Source organism: Candidatus Marivariicella framensis (assembly GCF_982709265.1).
The window spans coordinates 44,545-59,218 of record NZ_CEXPNT010000006.1; the positions used below are offsets into that span (position 1 = coordinate 44,545).

Genomic DNA, 14,674 nt, shown 5'->3' on the forward strand with positions numbered 1-14,674 from the left:
AAGCGAAATAAAAAACACCAACTAAGAGTAATAAAACATTAATTAATGATTAAAAACAATTACGACGCTATAGTCGTTGGAACTGGAGTCAGTGGAGGATGGGCTGCAAAAGAATTATGTGAAAAAGGATTAAAGACATTAGTCCTTGAAAGAGGTCCAATGGTAAAGCATGTTGAGGATTATAAGACAATGAACGATCAGAAATGGGATTATCCAGCAGGTGATATAATTACAGAAGAAATTAAAAAAAGTCAACCAAAACAAAGTAGAACAGGTTATGTGAATTCTGAATCAACAAAACATTTTTTTGTTGATGACATTGAAAACCCATACAGCGAAACAAAACCATTTAACTGGATTAGAGGATACCATGTTGGGGGAAGATCATTATTGTGGGGTCGTCAAGTTTATCGATTAGGAGATTTAGATTTTGATGCAAATTTAAAAGAAGGTGTTGCCGTTGATTGGCCAATAAGATACAAAGATATAGCTCCATGGTATGATTATGTTGAGGAGTACATAGGTATTAGTGGTGAAAAATTAGGCTTACCTCAAATTCCAGATGGAAAGTTCCTCAAACCAATGGAAATGTTTTGTGTTGAGAAGGATTTAAAAAAATCTCTAGAACAAAATTATGATGATCGTTTACTTACAATTGGAAGAGTTGCTCACATTACTGAGGGAACTAAGCCAGGCTTAGGAAGAGTGTCTTGTCAGTACAGAAATAAATGCAGAAGAGGCTGTCCTTATGGGGCTTATTTCAGTAGTAACTCCTCAACACTTCCAGCAGCCGAAGCTTCAGGAAACATGACTTTAAGACCTAACTCTATTGTTACAGAGGTTATCTATGATGAAGAGGCAAAACGTGCTTCCGGAGTAAGAATTACAGATTCAGAAACAAATGAAACTATAGAATATTCAGCAAAAGTCGTTTTCTTGTGCGCTTCAACTATTCCAACAACTTCAATATTAATGCAGTCAAAATCAGATCGATTCCCAAATGGAATGGGAAATGATTCTGGAGAATTAGGACACAACCTAATGGATCATCATTTTCAAATTGGAGCATATGGAACCTCAGATGCTCATAAAGACAAATACTATACAGGCTCTAGACCCAACGGACATTATTTACCTAGATTTAGAAATCTTGGAGGTAAAACTGATCAAAAAGATTTCATTAGAGGTTATGGGTATCAAGGAGGAGGAAGTAGAGGTTCATGGAATGTCATTCCAGAGAATGCATATGGATCTGAATTTAAAAAAGAAATATTAACTCCTGGAGATTGGGGAATTAACCTTGGAGCATTTGGTGAAATTCTACCATATCATGAAAATCACATGTCGTTAGATTATGATAAAACTGATAAATGGGGTTTGCCTACAGTAAACTTTGATTGTGAAATTAAAGAAAACGAATTGAATATGAGAAAAGATATGCAGCAACAAGCCATTGAAATGCTCGATAAGGCTGGTTTTAAAAATATTACTGGATATGATTCTACTTACAATTTTGGGAATGGTATTCATGAGATGGGAACAGCACGTATGGGACATGATCCAAAAACTTCCATTTTAAATAAAAACAACCAACTTCATAGTGTTCCTAATGTTTATGTTACTGATGGATCTGCTATGACATCTGCTGGGTGTACAAACCCCTCTATTACCTATATGGCTTTATCTGCAAGAGCTGCTAATCATGCGGTAGAAGAACTTAAAAAAATGAATATTTAAAAAATGAACAGAAGAAACGCATTAAAAAATATTGGATTTTCAGTTGGTTCACTAACTGTAACTCCTGCTCTTGCAAGTATATTTCAAAGTTGTCAATCAGAAATAGATTGGAAACCAAGCTTTTTTTCATTAGATCAAAAAGAAATTGTAGAGAAATTTCTTGAGCTCATTATTCCTGAATCTGATGGAATACCCGGAGCATCAGAACTTAAGCTTATCAGGTATATTGACTCATATGCAAGTTTAGCTAAGAAAGAAGATACATATGGTATTCAAAACGTGAATTCACTTATTAATAACACATTGATTTCCAATTCAAAATCAAGTGTTTATAAATTAACTTTTGATGAATGTGAAAATCAATTAAAAAAGTTTCTTTTAGCAGAGGGTGATCAAATTAAAGAATGGGATTCAATGAATAGTAATTATTGGTCAAAAATTTTAAACGATCAAAACACATCAGTTCCCGAAGAGGCTATGGCATATGTTTCACTTGTAACTCTTAGACAATGGGCAGTGTCTGCCTATAGATGGCACAACGAATATATAGCAAAAAATGTACTTGACTTTAGACCTGTTCCAGGAGAACAAAAGGGATGTGTTGACCTTCAGGAAGCAACAGGTGGGTTAGTTTGGGCTGTTCAATAAGTTATTAGGATGTTTTTTTTAATTTAGTAGTAGCAAAATATACACCTGAAAAAACTAAAACCATTGCAATAACTTTTATTAAATCTAGTGAATCATTTCCTGTTACTATAGCATAAATTATTGCAATTGGGGGTTGTAAGTATATGAAAGCCCCTATTGTTGAGGCGGGAAGACTTTTAAGTGCATACATGTTTAACATATAAGTTAAAAAGGTTGTTCCAATAACAACAAAAGCCATTCGCCATAAAGCTTCAAACGGCAGTGAGGTCCATTGTACTAACCTAAATTCGTTATATGTAACTGGAAAAGATAAAATAAATCCAATAAAAAACATCCATTTCATCAAAACTAAAGTGTGATATCTTTGAGTAAGTGGCTTGGATAAAACTAAATATCCAGCAAACGCAGATGCGTTAATTAAAAACATAATATTCCCCAACATTGCATTAGGGGCATTTTCACTAACTTCTTTTCCATAAAAAATTAATATAAGAGCTCCAGCAAAACCAAATATAATTCCTCCAAGTTTTGTGAGTCCAATTTTTTCTTTTAGAAAAATATAAGATAAAATCAAAACCATTACAGGAGTTAACGTAATTATTACACCACTATTAATAGGTGTAGATAGTTCTAATCCTTTTAAAAACATTAACATATTAATACATGTACCAAGTAATGCGGCGAAAAATAATCTTAAATAATCGGCGGTATCAATTTTCTGTTTTGGAGCAAAGAAACTAATGATGAAAAAAATAAAACCAGCTCCCATAAGTCTCAATTGAACTAATCCAAAGGCTCCAATATATTGAGGCATTATAACTTTGGCAATAGTATGATTTAAGCCATATATAGTAGTTGCAATCAAAGCAGCAATAAGAGCTAAAATTTTACTTTTATCCATTAATAATATTTTTTGCCTGTTTAATAATTTCTGGGGAATTTCCAATAAAAATTTTATCATCAATTACTAATACTGGTCGTTTCAGAAAGGTGTAGTGTTCCAAAATAAGTTTTTTAAAGTCAATTTCATCAAGATTAACATCCTTTAATTTTCTTTGCTTATATAACTGAGATCTTTTGCTAAACAATGATTCATAACTACCTGAAAGAGAGTGTAAAAAATCAAGTTCACTTTCAGTAATACCTTGTTTTTTAATGTCTATTAAGCTCTCTGACTCAATTAAGTCCAATTTTTTAATAATTTTTTTACAAGTTGAACAGTTTTTTAAATAGTAAAAAGATAACATTTAAACTCATTTTTTCATTTACAAAGAAAATGTATTTTAATCATATGTAATTATATTTATGATAAAATCAAATACATTTGTTTAAAATTTAAGTCCAAATTTCATGAAGAAAAAAATGCATTTTAACTCTAGAGTAATACACGGAGGTCAAAAAATTGATGAATCCTTTGGAGCAGTTATGCCTCCTATTTATCAAACTTCTACTTATGCTCAAACCACTCCTGGGGGCCATAAAGGTTATGAGTACAGTAGGACCCATAATCCGACAAGAACTGCTCTTGAAAATGCATTAGCCAGTATAGAATCTGGAAAACATGGATTAGCTTTTGGCTCGGGTCTTGCAGCTATGGATGCAGTACTTAAATTGTTAAAGCCTGGTGATGAAATAATTGCTACCCATGATTTGTATGGAGGTTCTTATAGACTCTTCACTAAAATTTTTGAAATCTTTGATTTAAAATTTCATTTTGTTGATCTTCAAAACATAAATGAAATAGAGTCTAAGGTTAATAAAAAAACAAAATTAATTTGGGTTGAAACTCCTACCAATCCAATGATGAATATTGTAGATATTCAAGCTGTAAGTAATATCTCACAGTCAAACAGTATATTATTAGCTGTTGATAATACATTTGCATCACCCTATTTACAGAATCCACTTTTACTAGGAGCTGATATTGTTATGCACTCTGCGACAAAATATATTGCTGGCCATAGTGATGTCATTTTAGGAGCATTAATTGTAAATTCTGACGACCTTGAGGAACGTCTCCGTTTTATTCAAAACGCAAGTGGAGCTGTTCCAGGACCAATGGACTGTTTCCTTACCCTAAGAGGAATTAAAACTTTAGCTGTAAGGATGGAACGTCATTGTTATAATGGCAAAAAAATAGCAGAGTTTTTAAATAAGAGTCCTTTAATTGAAAAAGTATATTGGCCAGGTTTAATTGATCATCCAAATCATTTAATCGCAAAAAAGCAAATGAATGATTTTGGAGGAATGATTTCTTTTATCCCTAAAGGTTCTAACTATGAAAATGCTATAAAAATTATTGAAAACCTTAAGATCTTTACTTTAGCTGAATCTCTTGGTGGTGTTGAAAGTTTATCTGGTCATCCAGCAAGTATGACACACGCATCTATCCCAAAAAAAATAAGAGAAAAAAGTGGAGTTTTAGACTCTTTGATAAGACTTAGTGTTGGAATAGAAGATTCTCAAGACTTGATAGATGATATTGAACAAGCGGTTAATCATTAAGCTTCACTATCTTTGTAGTAGATGAATACTTTATCCATTTCAAAAAATAAAAAAATCTATTTTGCTTCAGACCAGCATTTTGGTGCTCCATCTACAGATTCTAGTAAAATTAGAGAAAATAAGTTTTTAGAATGGCTTAATTATATAGAAAAAGATGTCGGTGCTTTATTTTTATTAGGCGATCTTTTTGATTTTTGGTTTGAATATAAATCTGTTGTTCCAAAAGGGTTTGTGAGAATTCTTGGAAAATTAGCCAATCTGTCTGATAAGGGTATTCCAATATATTTTTTCGTAGGTAACCATGACTTGTGGATGGAGAATTATTTTATTACTGAACTTGGCATTCCTGTATTTCATAAGCCTCAGGAGTTCAATTTAAATGGTAAGTCTTTTTTAATTGGTCATGGAGATGGTCTTGGCCCTGGAGATTATGGATATAAAAGAATGAAAAAAATCTTCATTAATCCAATATCGAAATTTTTATTTAGATGGATTCATCCTGATATTGGAGTAAAACTGGCTCAGTATTTATCTATAAACAATAAATTAATTTCTGGTGATGATAATATAAAATATGATGGGCCTGAAAATGAAATTATTTTTCAATACGTTTTGAGAAAACAAAAAGAAAAATCAAGAGACTTTTATGTTTTTGGTCATAGACATATTCCTTTGGACCTTTCAACTGAAAAATCTCGTTATATTAATCTAGGAGATTGGATTAATCATTACACATATGCTGAATTTAATAATTATAATCTATTGTTGAAAACTTGGAAACTAACTAATGATTGAACAAAAATCATTAGTTTACGAAAAGACCGTCTTAGTTGGTGTAATAACCCCTGAGCAAAACGAAGAAAAATCAAGAGAATATATAGATGAACTTGAGTTTTTATCTTTTACTGCAGGGGGAGAAGTGATAAAGAGATTTACTCAAAAAATAAATTCACCTAACCCAAAAACTTTTATTGGAAGCGGTAAGTTAGCAGAAGTTGAGGTTTTTGTTAGTAAAAATGATGTAAGTACAGTTGTTTTTGATGATGAATTAACCCCTGCTCAACAAAATAATATAGAAAAAATTCTTAGGTGTAAAATATTAGATAGAACTGGCTTGATACTTGATATTTTTGCTCAACGTGCTAAAACAAGCTATGCAAGAACCCAAGTAGAATTAGCTCAATATCAATATTTACTTCCCCGTTTGAAGGGGCTTTGGACTCATCTTGAAAGGCAAAAAGGAGGAATAGGAATGAGGGGTCCAGGAGAAACCGAAATTGAAACCGATAGAAGAATAGTCAGAGATAAAATTTCACTTCTAAAAAAAAGGTTATTACTTATAGATAAGCAAATGGCAACTCAAAGAGGAAATAGAGGGGATCTTGTTAGAGTAGCTTTAGTTGGATACACCAACGTTGGAAAGTCAACCTTAATGAATGTAATTTCAAAAAGTGATGTTTTTGCTGAGAATAAATTGTTCGCTACCTTAGATACTACTGTGCGTAAAGTTGTAATTGGTAATCTTCCTTTTTTGCTTAGTGATACAGTAGGTTTTATAAGAAAGCTTCCAACTCAATTGGTTGAATCATTTAAAAGCACCCTTGATGAAGTTCAAGAGGCCGACTTGCTCCTTCATGTTGTTGATATATCTCACCCTAATTTTGAAGATCACATTGAGTCTGTAAATCAAATTTTACACGATATAAAAAGCATAGACAAACCTACATTAATGGTTTTTAATAAGATTGATGCATACGAACCAGAACCATGGGATTCAGATGATTTAATTTCTAAAAAGACAAACAAGAACTTTACTATTGAAGAATTAGAAACTTCTTGGGTTAGTCAAAGTAATGGTAAAAGTGTATTTATATCTGCTCTTCAAAAAGATAATTTTAAAAAGTTTAGAGAAGACACATATAAAGTCGTTCGTGATATTCATATTACTAGATTCCCTTATAATCACTTTTTGTATCCAGAGGGACTAGACGGGTATTAATTTAATTTATTTAAGACATAAGCTCCAGCTTGATCAGTAGGTAAAATCGTTAAATCAGCTACATTAACATGATTTGGAGCGTCTATCATATAGCAAATAGAATCTGCAACATCTTCAGGAGATAATGGAGTAAAACCTTCATAAACTTTTTTAGCTCTTTCCTTGTCACCTTTAAACCTAACATTAGAAAAGTTTGTTTCTACTAATCCAGGATTAATAGCGCCAACTCTTATGCCAAAAGGATTTAAGTCTAAGCGAAGACCCTCTGTAAATTTTTCAACAGCAGCTTTACTCGCACAATAAACATTTCCTTTTGGATAAGATTCCTTTCCAGCAATTGATCCAACATTAATTATTTGACCTGATTTTTTTTCAACCATATCATTCAAAATTGCTTTTGTTACATAAAAAAGACCCTTAACATTTCCATCAATCATCGCTTCCCAATCTGAAATATTTGATTCATGCACAAGGGCAAGTCCATGAGCATTTCCAGCATTATTAATTATTACATCAATATCTTTAAACTTTTTTGGAATGGATGCAATGGATTTAAAAACATCCTCTTTATTTCTAACGTCAAAAGTTAAAATATGTGTATTTGTATTTAATTTATTTGACAACTCCTCAAGTTTATTTAAATTTCTTCCACATAATATTAAATGATGTCCTTTTGTTGCTAGTTTTTCTGCAGTAGACCAGCCAATTCCACTACTTGACCCAGTTATTAAAATTGTTTTTTTTATCATAGTTTTTATGGTATACGTTCTCCCCAGCTAGCTTCTAGAATTTCAAACCAATCGGTTGTTTCAAGATTTATAAATTTTGCTTTTACAGATGATAAAAGTCTTTCTTTTTTAGTGGTTCCAACTACAGGGTTGATTCCCGAAGGATGCTTAAATAACCATGCTAAAATAAGCTGATCTTCATTGCAAGAATACTTTTGGGAGAGATTTTCTAAAACAGAATTAATTCTAGCTCTTTTTTTGTCTAAAACCTTAAAATAACTACCTAAAGGAGACCATGCCATTACATTTATTTTTTTTAGCTGACAGTAGTCAAGAGTTCCATTACTAAATGAATCAGTATGAGTTAAAGAGCATTCAATCTGGTTATGTTTGATATTTGTTGATACACTTAATAATTCTATTTGATGTTTTGTAAAATTAGAGACTCCAAATTCTAGTATTTTCCCTTCGTTTACGAGATCTGAAATTACAGGACCAATTTCATCAGGATTCATCAAAGGGCTCGGTCGGTGGAGTAAAAACACATCAATATATTCAGTTTTTAAATTTCTCAATGTATTCTCAACAGAATATCTTATATGTTTAGCTGAATAATCATAGTGCTTTACTTTAACTGGCCTTAAGTCTGATGGATACTGAATTCCACATTTAGAAATTAGTTTTATATTTTCTCTTTGAATACTTGAAAGCTGAAGTGCCTTTCCAAATTCAGATTCAGTAGTATATCCGCCATAAATATCTGCATGATCAAAAGAATTTATACCTATTTCAAGATTATATTCAATTAGTTCCTGCATTTTATGGGTGGATAGTCCTATACCCCATTTGCCCCAAGTCATTGTTCCTGAAATAATATTAGAAGCCAGTTCTTTATTCATTAAAAGCTATAATTTCTTCTAAAATAGTAATACTTTGTGCCTCTAGGCTTGCAACTAGTTCTATTTTTTAACCAATTATTAACAACAATTGCTAAAATTAATCTTCATTTTTGTTGCACTAAATTTTAAACCTTAATATATATCATGGAAAACACTAACATAGATATTAATTCGATAAATGAAATCATTGAGAAGGAAAGTGCCTTTGTAGATCTTCTTACTATGGAAATGAATAAAGTTATAGTTGGTCAAAAAACTATGATTGAAAGACTTGTCATTGGGCTTTTAGGTCGTGGCCACGTTTTATTAGAAGGAGTTCCAGGTCTTGCAAAAACTTTAGCGATTAACACTTTAAGTCAGGCAGTTAAAGGTAGTTTCAGTCGTATACAGTTTACACCAGACCTTTTACCTGCCGATGTAATAGGAACTATGATATTTAATATGAAAGAGAATGATTTTTCAATAAAGAAGGGGCCTATATTTGCAAACTTTGTATTGGCTGATGAAATAAACCGTGCTCCAGCAAAAGTTCAGTCTGCGCTTCTAGAAGCTATGCAGGAGAAGCAAGTTACAATTGGAGATACTTCATTTAAGCTAACGGAACCCTTTTTAGTAATGGCAACTCAAAATCCAGTAGAACAAGAAGGAACTTATCCATTACCTGAAGCTCAGGTTGATAGATTTATGTTAAAAACAATCATTGATTATCCCAAAATTGAAGACGAACGATTAATTGTTCGTTCAAATTTAAAAGGAGCTTTCGAAAAAATAAAGCCAGTTGTTTCAATAAAGCAAATTATTAGCGCCCAAGAATCAGTTAGGTTAGTATATATGGATGAAAAAATTGAGAAATATATACTTGATTTAATCTTTTGTACTCGTTATCCTGAAAACTATAACCTAAGTAAACTTAATCCATTAATTGGATTTGGATCATCTCCTAGGGGAAGTATTAATTTAGCAACTGCCGCAAAATGCCATGCGTTTTTAAGACATCGAGGGTATGTCATTCCTGAGGACATAAGAGCTGTAATTTATGATGTTCTTCGTCATAGAATTGGCTTAACATACGAAGCTGAGGCTGAAAATATTAGTACTGAAGAAATAATTAGTCAAATAGTAAATGAAGTAGAAGTACCCTAAGCTATAATTTCATGGATACTAAAGCACTTTTAAAAAAAGTTCGTAAAATCGAGATTAAAACTCGAAGATTAAGCAATCATATATTTGGTGGAGAATACCATAGTACTTTTAAAGGTAGAGGTATGACATTTAGTGAGGTTAGACAATATCAGTTTGGAGATGACGTAAGAGCCATTGATTGGAATGTAACTGCAAGGTACAACAGCCCTTATATAAAAATTTTTGAAGAAGAAAGGGAACTTACTTTGATGCTTTTGATAGATATTAGTGGCTCGGAGTTTTTTGGTTCTCAATCTCAAACAAAAAGAGAAGTGATAACTGAAATAGCAGCTACTTTAGCTTTTTCTGCGCTTCAAAATAATGATAAAGTAGGTGTAGCAATGTTTTCAGGTAATATAGAGTTATATATACCCCCCAAAAAAGGACGCTCACATGTTTTAAGAATAATACGTGAATTGCTTGAGTTTGAACCCATTAATAGATCAACTAATATTGGAGAAGCATTAGCTTTTTTATCTAGTGTTCTGAAAAAGAAAGCGATAGTGTTCCTTTTGTCAGACTTTATTGATTCTAATTACGAAAAAACATTAAAAATTGCTGCAAAAAAACATGATTTGACAGGGATTAGAATTTATGATAAACTAGAAACATTTATGCCTAAAATGGGACTTATACCAATTATGGATTCAGAAAAAAAAGGACTTTCATGGGTTGATACTGATTCTAAATTAATTCGCGAGTCTTATTCAATTGAGTATGCGAAAAATGCTGAAAACTTTTCAACATTATTCAATAAAAATGGCGCAGGATCAATCAGTTGTGGAGTTTCAGAAAGTTATGTAAAAAAACTATTAGGTTATTTTAAAAAAAGAACTAGATAAATGAATTTTTTCAGATTTACTTTAATTTTTTTAGTATTTGGTAAAGTTAATTGTCAAATCATGCCAAAAGTCAATTCTGGTGTTGTTTCTAGTACAATTAATATTGGAGAACAAATTGATTATTTTTTAAATATTGAAGTTGATTCAATTCAAAGAATTGAATTTCCAGAGAAGTTGCAAATTGCCCCAATGGAACTTTTAGAAATTTTCCCAACAGACACTCAGAAAATTAAAAACAAGTACTTATTGACCAAGAAATATGCCTTAATTCAATTTGATTCAGGACACTATAAGATACCTCCACAACGAGTGTTAGTTAATGGTTTTTCCAAGCTTTCAGACTCAGTAAAAATTGAGGTAAAAGACATTATTGTTGATACATTTAAACAGAAGCTCTATCAAATCAAACCACTTCAAAAGGTTAGAAAAAATTATGATGATCTAATTAAGAGATCTGTTTATGCAGTTATAATAGCACTTATTTTTATTGGTTTGATTTATTTAACACTTGTTTATCAAAGAAAATCATCAGAAAGAAAAAAAATTATTCCTCCTTTTGAAAGAGCAATTAAAGCTCTCAAAGAATTAGAAAAAAGAAATCCTGAAATTCAAGAGGACTTTAAAACATACTATTCTGAATTAACACAGGTCGTTAGAAGATATATCGAAGAAGAAATTAATATAGATGCATTGGAAAGTACTTCAGATCAACTGTTATTAAAATTAGAGCTACACAAACAAGAAGGAAAATTAGATTTAGAAGAATTAACCATCAAGAATTTAAAAACTGTTCTTAGAACTGCTGATTTAGTAAAGTTTGCTAGAGCCGTTCCAGACTCAGGTGCTGCTAAGTTAGACAGGCAATTGTTAGAAGATGTTGTTATAGAAACAAAAGAGGTTTTACCAGAGCCAACAATCGAAGAATTAAAAGCTAAAAAATTTTATAAAGAATTTTTAAGAAAAGAAAAACAAAAAAAAATATTAAAATGGGTTTTAAGTTCAATATTTATTTTATCCGTTTCGTCAATTATACTTCTAATATTAATATTTGGATATTATCCTGTTAGAGATACATTATTTGGATATCCAACCAAAAAATTAATTAATAATGAGTGGTTTAATTCTCAGTATGGCTCCCCTCCAATAAAATTGTTAACTCCAAAAATTTTAGAAAGAAAAATAATTAATCCAAACACATCCACTCTTTTTATAATGGATAGTATTCAATCCAAATACTATATTGAATTACTTTTTGAAAAGAATGATAAAAGTGATTCAAATGAAAACTCACAGGGAAACAGTAAGATAAGTGGAGAAGAAAAAACTAAAAAAATTATTAATCAAACAATTGAAAGATACCAAAGTCAGGGAGCTGTGAATATATTAATGGATACAGATAATTATGAAACATCTTCTGGTCTTCCTACACTTAAAATATCAGGGACTCTTGATCTTCTAAAGGTTAAAGACGATGAGATGGTAAGATGCTATTTCACAACTTTAATTATTGATTATGATAAAGGGAGAGTTAGTTTAACATTGATTTACAATAAAGATGACCGTTATGGTAATGAAATAAGTAAAAAAATTATTAATAGTATTGAATTAATAAAAGAATTATAAATATGTTAGAAAACTTATCTTTTTTAAACCCATACTTTTTCTGGCTTTTTGGTCTAATACCATTGTTAATTATATGGGAAATCTATTCTCATAAAAATAGACAAGCTCATCTTCAATTATCAAATTTAGATACCATTAAAAGAAAAACATTGAGAATATACTTAAGGCCAACACTTTTTATTTTTAGAATAATTACTTTATCTCTATTAATAATTGCAATGGCTAGACCTCAAACCTCAGAAACATCGGTTAAGAGTAAAACTAACAAAGGAATAGATATTGTTATGGCAATTGACGTCTCTTCTAGTATGTTAGCTCAAGATTTAAAACCAAATCGTCTTAATGCTTTAAAAAGGGTGGCTTCAGATTTTATTGATGATAGAGTATCTGACAGAATAGGTTTGGTAGTATACGCTGGCGAGAGTTATACTCTTACTCCAATTACCAGTGATAAAAATATCATTAAAAATAGTTTATCTGAAATTCAATATCAAGGATTAATCGAAGATGGTACTGCAATTGGAATGGGATTAGCCACATCAGTTAATAGGTTAAAAGATAGCAAAGCTAAAAGTAAAGTAATTATTCTTTTGACAGATGGAGTTAATAATTCTGGTTTTATTGATCCAAAAATCGCTTCTGAATTAGCAGCTGAATATGAAATTAAAACATATACTATTGGCCTTGGGAGCAATGGAATGGCAAAAGCTCCAATAGGAATTATGCCTAATGGTAGCTTTCAATATGGAATGACTAAAGTTGAAATTGATGAAAAGCTCCTAAGATCAATAGCTGACATGACAGGTGGTCAATATTTCAGAGCTACAGATAACGAAAAATTAAAACAAATTTATTCTGTTATTAATAAGTTAGAAAAAACAGAAATCGAAGAATTTAAGTATACTAACTATAATGAGAAATATCGTCCTTTTATTTTTTTAGCTTTAACCTTCATAATATTAGAATTTATTTTACGTAACACACTTTTTAGAAGCTTTATATAAATTATGTATTTATTAGACGAACCATCCTACACGTACTTATTTTTTATTATTCCATTTCTTTTGGTTTTATTTTTATGGGTTATGAGATGGAAGTTAAATACTCAAAAAAAGTTTATTAGTTTAAAAATGATAAAATATTTAAGTCCCAATCGATCAATATTTAAGATTTCATTGAAGTTTCTTCTTTTAATTCTTTCGTTATTTTTTTTAATAATAGGGTTAATTAATCCTAAGATAGGTACAGAGTTAGAAACTGTAAAAAGAGAAGGGGTGGATCTTGTTTTTGCTGTAGATGTTTCTAAAAGCATGTTAGCAGAGGATATTGCCCCTAATCGTATTGAAAAAGCTAAACGACTTGTTTCAGCAATAATAAATAATTTGGTTGGTGATAGAATAGGTATAATAGCTTATGCAAACCAGGCTATTCCCCAACTGCCGATAACGACTGATTATAATGCAGGTAAAATGTTTTTACAAAGTTTAAACACGGATATGTTGTCTTCTCAAGGAACTGCTCTAAATTCTGCATTAGATTTGTCATCAACATATTTTAATGATGAGGATCAAACCAATAGAGTTGTTTTTATTATTTCTGACGGAGAAGACCACTCTGACGAGGCAGAAAGTGCATCTAAGAGAGCAGCTGCTAATGGAATTAAAATTTTTACTTTTGGAATTGGAACAGAATCAGGAGGACCAATCCCAATTAAAAGAAATGGCGTATTGGAAAGTTATAAAAAAGATGAAAATGGAGAGGTTGTAATAACAAAAAGAAATACTGAAATTTTAAAATTAATTTCTGAAAATGCTAATGGACAATATATAGATGGAAATGACACGAAAGAGGTATTAGCCTTTGTGTCTGAGATTTTAAAAAATTTAGAAAAAAAAGAATTTGAAGCAAAAAAATTCGTCAGTTATAAAGATCGGTTTCAGCCATTTATTTTTATATCATTTATATTACTTTTAATCGAATTATTTATTTTTGAAAAAGAAACAATGTGGTTAAAAAAATTAAACCTTTTTAATGAAAAAAAATTAAAATGAAATACTTAAACCTATTATTTTTACTTATTAGCTTTTCTTTGATTTCTCAAAAAACTTCTATTGACAATGAATTGTATGAAGGAAATGAAAAAGTTAAAAAGGAAGATTATTTAGGAGCAGAAATGGATTATCGTCTTGCTCTAACAAGAGCACCTCAAACTCCAAAAGCTTTATTTAACCTTGGAAACACTCAATATCAGGCAAATGCATATGATGAAGCTGCACAACAGTTTTTTAGAACTCAAAAATTTTCTGAAAATAAAACTGAAAAGCATGCAGCGCTTCACAATATGGGTAATGTTTATATGAAGAAAAAAGAATATGAAAAAGCAGTAGAATCCTATAAAAATGCACTAAGAAATAATCCTTCAGATAACGAAACTAGATATAATTATGCTCTTGCAAAGTCTTTATTAGAGGATGAAAATAAAAATAATAAAGACAAGGATAAACAAAATAA

At 30.7% G+C, this 14,674-nt stretch carries 15 protein-coding genes; 11 read left to right on the top strand and 4 right to left on the bottom strand.

Annotated elements, in window-relative coordinates; genetic code table 11:
• Nucleotides 1-45 precede the first annotated feature (45 nt).
• Together AC34EU_RS03455 and AC34EU_RS03460 are read left to right on the top strand one after the other, a co-directional pair.
• On the top strand, nucleotides 46-1,737 hold the full coding sequence (locus AC34EU_RS03455; protein ID WP_487533332.1) for a GMC oxidoreductase: 1,692 nt from the start codon (nucleotides 46-48) through the stop codon (nucleotides 1,735-1,737).
• Nucleotides 1,738-1,740: 3 nt separating this feature from the next.
• Nucleotides 1,741-2,385, top strand: a complete 645-nt coding sequence (locus AC34EU_RS03460; protein ID WP_487533331.1) for a gluconate 2-dehydrogenase subunit 3 family protein — start codon at nucleotides 1,741-1,743, stop codon at nucleotides 2,383-2,385.
• A gap of 4 nt (nucleotides 2,386-2,389) precedes the next feature.
• Here the strand turns inward: AC34EU_RS03460 and AC34EU_RS03465 are convergent, their stop codons facing one another.
• Together AC34EU_RS03465 and AC34EU_RS03470 are read right to left on the bottom strand one after the other, a co-directional pair.
• Entirely contained in the window at nucleotides 2,390-3,286 is an 897-nt protein-coding gene (locus AC34EU_RS03465; RefSeq protein ID WP_487533330.1) for a DMT family transporter, read from the bottom strand.
• On the bottom strand, nucleotides 3,279-3,575 hold the full coding sequence (locus AC34EU_RS03470; RefSeq protein WP_487533329.1) for an arsenate reductase family protein: 297 nt from the start codon (nucleotides 3,573-3,575) through the stop codon (nucleotides 3,279-3,281). The genes AC34EU_RS03465 and AC34EU_RS03470 overlap by 8 nt, the downstream gene beginning before the upstream one ends.
• Before the next feature lie 172 nt (nucleotides 3,576-3,747).
• Here AC34EU_RS03470 and AC34EU_RS03475 point away from each other — a divergent pair, with 172 nt between their 5' ends.
• From AC34EU_RS03475 to hflX, 3 genes are read left to right on the top strand one after another with little or no spacing between them, the layout of a single operon-like run.
• Entirely contained in the window at nucleotides 3,748-4,890 is a 1,143-nt protein-coding gene (locus tag AC34EU_RS03475) for a cystathionine gamma-synthase (RefSeq protein ID WP_489696069.1), read from the top strand.
• 21 nt (nucleotides 4,891-4,911) lie between these two features.
• Nucleotides 4,912-5,685, top strand: coding sequence for a UDP-2,3-diacylglucosamine diphosphatase (locus AC34EU_RS03480; RefSeq protein ID WP_487533328.1), 774 nt, complete (start codon nucleotides 4,912-4,914; stop codon nucleotides 5,683-5,685).
• Complete coding sequence (gene hflX, locus AC34EU_RS03485) at nucleotides 5,678-6,889, top strand: GTPase HflX (protein WP_489696063.1); 1,212 nt, start codon at nucleotides 5,678-5,680, stop codon at nucleotides 6,887-6,889. The genes AC34EU_RS03480 and hflX overlap by 8 nt, the downstream gene beginning before the upstream one ends.
• Here the strand turns inward: hflX and AC34EU_RS03490 are convergent.
• A complete protein-coding gene (locus tag AC34EU_RS03490) occupies nucleotides 6,886-7,638 on the bottom strand; it encodes an SDR family NAD(P)-dependent oxidoreductase (RefSeq protein ID WP_487533326.1) in 753 nt (250 codons plus the stop codon). The two genes, hflX and AC34EU_RS03490, sit on opposite strands and share 4 nt — an antisense overlap.
• Nucleotides 7,639-7,643: 5 nt before the next feature.
• A complete protein-coding gene (locus AC34EU_RS03495; protein WP_487533325.1) occupies nucleotides 7,644-8,516 on the bottom strand; it encodes an aldo/keto reductase in 873 nt (290 codons plus the stop codon).
• A 141-nt stretch (nucleotides 8,517-8,657) separates the two neighbouring features.
• On the opposite strand from AC34EU_RS03495, the gene AC34EU_RS03500 reads away from it, so the two are divergent.
• The 6 genes from AC34EU_RS03500 to AC34EU_RS03525 form a co-directional block, all read left to right on the top strand.
• Nucleotides 8,658-9,659: an AAA family ATPase gene (locus AC34EU_RS03500; RefSeq protein ID WP_487533417.1), complete on the top strand. Its 1,002-nt coding sequence runs from the start codon at nucleotides 8,658-8,660 to the stop codon at nucleotides 9,657-9,659.
• Between the two features lie 11 nt (nucleotides 9,660-9,670).
• On the top strand, nucleotides 9,671-10,540 hold the full coding sequence (locus AC34EU_RS03505) for a DUF58 domain-containing protein (protein ID WP_487533324.1): 870 nt from the start codon (nucleotides 9,671-9,673) through the stop codon (nucleotides 10,538-10,540).
• A 60-nt stretch (nucleotides 10,541-10,600) separates the two neighbouring features.
• Complete coding sequence (locus tag AC34EU_RS03510; RefSeq protein ID WP_489696064.1) at nucleotides 10,601-12,163, top strand: hypothetical protein; 1,563 nt, start codon at nucleotides 10,601-10,603, stop codon at nucleotides 12,161-12,163.
• A gap of 2 nt (nucleotides 12,164-12,165) precedes the next feature.
• Complete coding sequence (locus tag AC34EU_RS03515) at nucleotides 12,166-13,167, top strand: vWA domain-containing protein (RefSeq protein ID WP_487533322.1); 1,002 nt, start codon at nucleotides 12,166-12,168, stop codon at nucleotides 13,165-13,167.
• Between the two features lie 126 nt (nucleotides 13,168-13,293).
• Nucleotides 13,294-14,214, top strand: a complete 921-nt coding sequence (locus AC34EU_RS03520; RefSeq protein WP_487533321.1) for a VWA domain-containing protein — start codon at nucleotides 13,294-13,296, stop codon at nucleotides 14,212-14,214.
• The coding region (locus AC34EU_RS03525) for a tetratricopeptide repeat protein (protein WP_487533320.1) at nucleotides 14,211-14,674 on the top strand (464 nt) is incomplete at its 3' end. The genes AC34EU_RS03520 and AC34EU_RS03525, both read left to right, overlap by 4 nt.

Excerpts from the sequence above, each read along its gene's own strand:
- AC34EU_RS03455 (WP_487533332.1), top strand. The coding sequence starts at position 46 with ATGATTAAAAACAATTACGACGCTATAGTCGTTGGAACTGGAGTCAGT.
- AC34EU_RS03460 (WP_487533331.1), top strand. The coding sequence starts at position 1,741 with ATGAACAGAAGAAACGCATTAAAAAATATTGGATTTTCAGTTGGTTCA.
- AC34EU_RS03465 (WP_487533330.1), bottom strand. The coding sequence starts at position 3,286 with ATGGATAAAAGTAAAATTTTAGCTCTTATTGCTGCTTTGATTGCAACT.
- AC34EU_RS03475 (WP_489696069.1), top strand. The coding sequence starts at position 3,748 with ATGCATTTTAACTCTAGAGTAATACACGGAGGTCAAAAAATTGATGAA.
- AC34EU_RS03480 (WP_487533328.1), top strand. The coding sequence starts at position 4,912 with ATGAATACTTTATCCATTTCAAAAAATAAAAAAATCTATTTTGCTTCA.
- hflX (WP_489696063.1), top strand. The coding sequence starts at position 5,678 with ATGATTGAACAAAAATCATTAGTTTACGAAAAGACCGTCTTAGTTGGT.
- AC34EU_RS03490 (WP_487533326.1), bottom strand. The coding sequence starts at position 7,638 with ATGATAAAAAAAACAATTTTAATAACTGGGTCAAGTAGTGGAATTGGC.
- AC34EU_RS03495 (WP_487533325.1), bottom strand. The coding sequence starts at position 8,516 with ATGAATAAAGAACTGGCTTCTAATATTATTTCAGGAACAATGACTTGG.
- AC34EU_RS03505 (WP_487533324.1), top strand. The coding sequence starts at position 9,671 with ATGGATACTAAAGCACTTTTAAAAAAAGTTCGTAAAATCGAGATTAAA.
- AC34EU_RS03510 (WP_489696064.1), top strand. The coding sequence starts at position 10,601 with ATGCCAAAAGTCAATTCTGGTGTTGTTTCTAGTACAATTAATATTGGA.
- AC34EU_RS03515 (WP_487533322.1), top strand. The coding sequence starts at position 12,166 with ATGTTAGAAAACTTATCTTTTTTAAACCCATACTTTTTCTGGCTTTTT.
- AC34EU_RS03520 (WP_487533321.1), top strand. The coding sequence starts at position 13,294 with ATGATAAAATATTTAAGTCCCAATCGATCAATATTTAAGATTTCATTG.